Raw genomic sequence first — 5,023 nt, 5'->3', positions numbered from 1 at the left:
ATGCAAACTGCAACAGGGTACATTGTTGCCACATCCCGACCAACTGTTTGACTATTGGAAACTTATATTCTTTTTTTGCCAGACAATTCATTCCGAGATATATCGGAACATGGCAAACAAAATGAGAAAATACATGATGAACAGAAACGGAAAAACAGGTCTGTCCCCTCCATAAGATGATACAGACAACGGTATTATTTCTCCCGGATTTATAAGGAGGATATTCAGAGATGCTCAAAATAGCGGGAATCTGGTTTTTAGTGGAGCAAGTTTGTGTTTCGGGCAGACCGAAACCGCTTGCTCCCACTACTGGACGCAGTGAGAGGTTCATCCCGCTGGTCTAATCAGTACATTCATTTTATAAAATAGTCAACAGATGGAAAAGAAACAGAATACAGAAAGAAACAACAAGGGCGGCCGTCCTCCCAAGAGTACGACCGACAAACTGAAATACCGTGTTACCGTGAAACTGGCGACACCGGATTACTATACACTGAAAAGCAGGGCAAGAAGCGCAGGCATATCGGCAAGCGAATACCTGAGAGAATGTTTCCGTAAGGGATATGTCCGTCAAAGACTTACAGCGGAACATTCCGACTATATCCGTAAGCTATGCGGTATGGCGAACAATCTGAACCAGCTGGCTCATAAGGCAAATGCCGGAGGGTTCGATACGGAAAAGCTGGAATGCCGTGTACAGGTGGCAAGAATCGAAAAACTGCTGAACCATATCCTGCTATGATTGCCAAGATTGTAAAGGGAAGCGGATTCCGTGAGGTTACCGGTTATATCATTGACAGTAAAAAGGATGCCAGAATTATCGCACATGCCGGTTTGTTCATTGAGGATGTTAACACAATAACAAAGGCTTTCGAAGCACAGGCCGGCATGAATCCGAAAGTATCCAGACCGGTCGGACACATTGCACTGGGATTCTCCAAAGAGGATGAAAACAGGCTGACCAGCCGGATTATGGCAGAAATTGCTCTGGAATACATGGGACGGATGGGCATAAGGAACACACAGTTTTTTATAGCCAGACATTTCGACAAGGAGCATCCCCATATACATATTGCCTACAACCGGATAGACAATGATGGCAGGACCATATCCGACAAAAACGAGCGGTTACGGAGTGCACGCATCTGCAAGGAACTGACCTTGAAATATGGTCTTCATATGGCCAAAGGCAAGGATCATGTCAAGACTGAACTCTTAAGGGAACCGGACAAGACAAAATATGAACTTTACAATCTGCTTAAAACGGAAGTCAGAAAAGCCGGAAACTGGAAGGAGTTGATTGCCGGATTAAACGAAAAGGGAGTGGATGTACGGTTCAAATACAAGGGAAAATCCGATGAAGTACAGGGTGTCGTGTTCATCATGAACGGTTATTCCTTCAGCGGTTCCAAGATTGACAAACAGTTCAGCTATTCCAAGATAGATGCCGCGTTAAAGACACCGTCATATTCGGAAACCCAAAGACAGTTAGTTGTTCAAAGTGAACCGATATGGCAACAAGAATCGCATGGCAATGAATTGTACAGCGGTTCTTTAGGCCTGTTCACACCGAACCCGCAACCGGAACAACCTGAAGGCTATCCGGACGATTATTTGAGAAAGAAGAAAAAGAAAAAACAACGTAAAATAAGATGGTAAAAATAAGAATCCTATGATTTTTATCTTCATTTCTATTTTTTATCATTATATTTGCAAATAAAGTCAATATTTTAGCTCAAATTGTAATAGATTCAATATGAGAACCGAAAAAATAAATAGGATTAAAGTCGTATTAGTAGAACAAGGAAAGACCGGTAAATGGTTAGCCGAGCAGTTAGGAAAGAATGAGGCAACCATATCACGTTGGTGTTCCAATACCAGCCAGCCTTCATTAGAAATGCTGGTACAAATAGCAAATGTATTAAAAGTAAATACTAAAGACCTTATAAACGATATAGAAGAAAAATAATATGACAAAGAAAAATATACAATCAGTAGAACCTAACATTGCTGATTTAGCAAATGGATGGCTTAAATCATATAAATTAGATTATAAATTAGAGCAAGAGTCTCTTAATTCTGAGATAGATAAAGCACTTACTGATTATTTTACTAAAAACGGTGGTAGTGGTGCTAATCGCCCCGATGCAAAATTATTATTACAGGATAAAAAGTTAAATTATTATCCAATCTTGATTGAATACAAAGGCTACAAGGACAGATTGGTAAAACTTGATGCATCTGGTCATGTTGAAAATAAAACAGCTAAGAATGAGCCAAATTTTAAAAACATAAATTCTTATGCTGTAAATGGTGCTGTACATTATGCTAATGCCATTTTACATCTTACAAGTTATACTGACATTATAGCTATTGGTGTAACAGGATATAAAGATGAATACGGTAAATTACAACATCAAATAGGTGTGTATTATGTATCCAAAAGTAATTTTGGAATGGGACAGAAAGTTGGAGATTATTCTGACTTGTCATTTTTAGCTTCTAAAAATTTTGATGCATTTATTGAAACAATTGAATCATTGAATCTTACTCAAGATGAAATTGAAAAGATAAAAGAACAGCGTGAAAGAGAAATATCAATAAGTCTAACCAGACTAAATAATGATATTTATCAAAATGAAAAGGGGTTAGGAGAAAATGACCGTATTTATTTGGTAGCCGCTTCGATTATAGCAACTCTTGGAATCCCTGGAAAAGTTGCTCCACTTGAAAAATCTGATCTTAAATCCTCATTAGAAAAAGGTAATACAGATGGAGAAATTATTGTAAGAAAGATAAAGGCATTTTTGAATGAGAGGAATCTGCCTGAAGGGAAGAAACAACTTATTATCAGAACATTAGAGAATACTCTTACAACAGAAAATATTAATAAAGTTGAAAAGGGTGAGAGTCAGTTAAAACGAGTCTTTACTAAAATTATTGATGACTTAGGTATATATTATAAAATTGGATTAACAACTGATTTTACTGGAAAACTTTTCAATGAAATGTATGGATGGCTTGGATTTTCACAAGACAAGCTAAATGATGTTGTGCTTACTCCTGCTTATGTTGCTAAATTATTAGTAAAACTTGCTCGTGTTAATAAAGACTCTTACGTTTGGGATTTTGCAACAGGTTCAGCAGGATTGCTGGTTGCAGCCATGAATGAAATGCTCATTGATGCAAAAAACAATATAAAATCGCCTGAGGAATTGGCTAAAAAGGAATTAGAGATTAAATCCAAACAGTTATTAGGAATAGAATTGCTTCCCAGCGTTTATATGTTGGCAATCTTGAATATGATTTTAATGGGGGACGGCAGTTCCAACATATTAAATGAAGATTCTCTTAAGGATTTTGACGGGAATTACGGATACAGCGACAAACAAGACAAATTTCCTGCTGATGCATTTGTTCTTAATCCGCCTTATTCAGCCAACGGAAATGGCATGAACTTCGTAGAAAAAGCTCTCGGCATGATGAACAGAGGTTATGCTGCAATAATCATACAAGGCTCTGCTGGAACAGGTAAAGCAACTGAATACAATAAAAGAATATTAAAACGAAACACTCTTTTGGCAAGTATAAAAATGCCAATAGATTTGTTTATCGGTAAATCAAACGTGCAAACTTATATTTATGTATTCCGTGTAAACGAAGCACATAAAAAAGATGAAATCGTAAAATTTATCGACTTTTCGAATGATGGTTATACACGTACAAATAGGAAAAAAGCAAGTTGCAATCTGCGTGATACAGATCACGCTAAAGAACGTTATGAAGAAGTTGTAAACTTAGTTCGATTTGGAAAAAGCAAATTACATTATCTTACAGATAAAGAATATTATGAGGATACAATAGATCCAGAAAGCGGAAAAGACTGGAATCAGACTGCACCTATTGATACCAAACCTACTTTACAAGACTTTAAGAAGACAGTAAGCGATTATCTTGCATGGGAAGTGTCAAATTTGCTTAAACGCAAAAACTCACAGGAGGACAGCTTGGGAAAATAGATTCCCCACTCAACAAGATGTTGCAAGAAGTTGAGTGGGGTGAGTTTAAAGTAAGTGATTTGTTTGATATACAAAACACAAATAGCTTTAATACCGATGTTCTTGTCCCCGGAAATGAATATGATTATGTTACACGTACATCCCTTAATCAAGGCGTTTTGCAAGAAACAGGTTTTGTAAACTTAGAAAACATTAATTCTGCCGGGACTTGGAGTTTAGGACTTTTACAAATGGATTTCTTTTACCGTCAGAAACCTTGGTATGCCGGACAATTTGTTAGAAAAATCATTCCAAAGATTGAATTGACAGAGAAGTCTATTTTATTTTTCACAGCATTACTAAATAAGTTGAAGAAAAGACTATTATCAGTTCTAGTAAGAGATGTAGATAATATATTCTTAACATCTGCCATAAGTTTACCTATTAAGAATAATGATATTGATTTTTCTTTTATAGATAAGTTCATAGCGGAGCTGGAAGCGGAGCGTTTGGCGGAGCTGGAAGCTTATTTATCAATAACAGGATTGAAAGACTATGAACTGACCGAAGAAGAACAGAAAGCATTGGAAGATTATGACAAGATAGAATGGACTGAATACAATCTTGAAAAACTGTTTGGAAAATCCACACGTGGTAAACGTTTAAAAAGCGAAGATAGGTTACCTGGTCACTTGCCATTTGTTACAGCAGGCGAAGCTGAAGAAGGCGTATCAGCATTTATTGGTAATGATGTAACCGTCTTTAGTGAGAATACAACAACCATCGATATGTTTGGTTCTGCTAAGTATAGAAATTATAAATATGGTGGTGATGACCATGTAGCCATTGTACACACAGAAAATGTACCCAAGTATGCAGCTATCTTTATTACGTCTGCCATACACAAGGTATCGCATTGTGGCAAATTTGATTATTCAAAAAACTTTTATGCAAAGGATGCAGATGAACTATATATTAGTTTACCATCTGTCAAAGGTAGTATTAACTTTAAAATAATGGAGATC

5 protein-coding genes are annotated in these 5,023 nt (G+C 36.7%); all 5 read left to right on the top strand.

The window, feature by feature from the left end:
- The first annotated feature begins 376 nt into the window (after positions 1-376).
- Positions 377-742, top strand: a complete 366-nt coding sequence (locus BACCOPRO_RS05975) for a MobC family plasmid mobilization relaxosome protein (protein ID WP_008141859.1) — start codon at positions 377-379, stop codon at positions 740-742.
- Positions 739-1,659, top strand: a complete 921-nt coding sequence (locus BACCOPRO_RS05970) for a relaxase/mobilization nuclease domain-containing protein (protein WP_008141856.1) — start codon at positions 739-741, stop codon at positions 1,657-1,659. Before BACCOPRO_RS05975 ends, BACCOPRO_RS05970 begins: the two co-directional genes overlap by 4 nt.
- Before the next feature lie 97 nt (positions 1,660-1,756).
- Positions 1,757-1,969, top strand: a complete 213-nt coding sequence (locus BACCOPRO_RS05965) for a helix-turn-helix transcriptional regulator (RefSeq protein WP_008141855.1) — start codon at positions 1,757-1,759, stop codon at positions 1,967-1,969.
- A 1-nt stretch (position 1,970) separates the two neighbouring features.
- Positions 1,971-4,019: an HsdM family class I SAM-dependent methyltransferase gene (locus BACCOPRO_RS05960; RefSeq protein WP_008141854.1), complete on the top strand. Its 2,049-nt coding sequence runs from the start codon at positions 1,971-1,973 to the stop codon at positions 4,017-4,019.
- A gap of 17 nt (positions 4,020-4,036) precedes the next feature.
- Positions 4,037-5,023: restriction endonuclease subunit S (locus tag BACCOPRO_RS17450; RefSeq protein ID WP_008141852.1), on the top strand; the 987-nt coding region annotated here is incomplete at its 3' end.

Origin of the sequence: Phocaeicola coprophilus DSM 18228 = JCM 13818 (genome assembly GCF_000157915.1) — a bacterium.
Classification (GTDB): Bacteria; Bacteroidota; Bacteroidia; order Bacteroidales; family Bacteroidaceae; genus Phocaeicola; species Phocaeicola coprophilus.
The sequence above is the reverse complement of the archived record's forward strand: the minus strand, read 5'-3'. Positions and strand labels throughout refer to the sequence as shown.

Bases quoted from the DNA above. Each gene is read 5' to 3' on its own strand.
- BACCOPRO_RS05965 (WP_008141855.1), top strand. From the start codon at position 1,757: ATGAGAACCGAAAAAATAAATAGGATTAAAGTCGTATTAGTAGAACAA.
- BACCOPRO_RS05960 (WP_008141854.1), top strand. From the start codon at position 1,971: ATGACAAAGAAAAATATACAATCAGTAGAACCTAACATTGCTGATTTA.
- BACCOPRO_RS05975 (WP_008141859.1), top strand. From the start codon at position 377: ATGGAAAAGAAACAGAATACAGAAAGAAACAACAAGGGCGGCCGTCCT.
- BACCOPRO_RS05970 (WP_008141856.1), top strand. From the start codon at position 739: ATGATTGCCAAGATTGTAAAGGGAAGCGGATTCCGTGAGGTTACCGGT.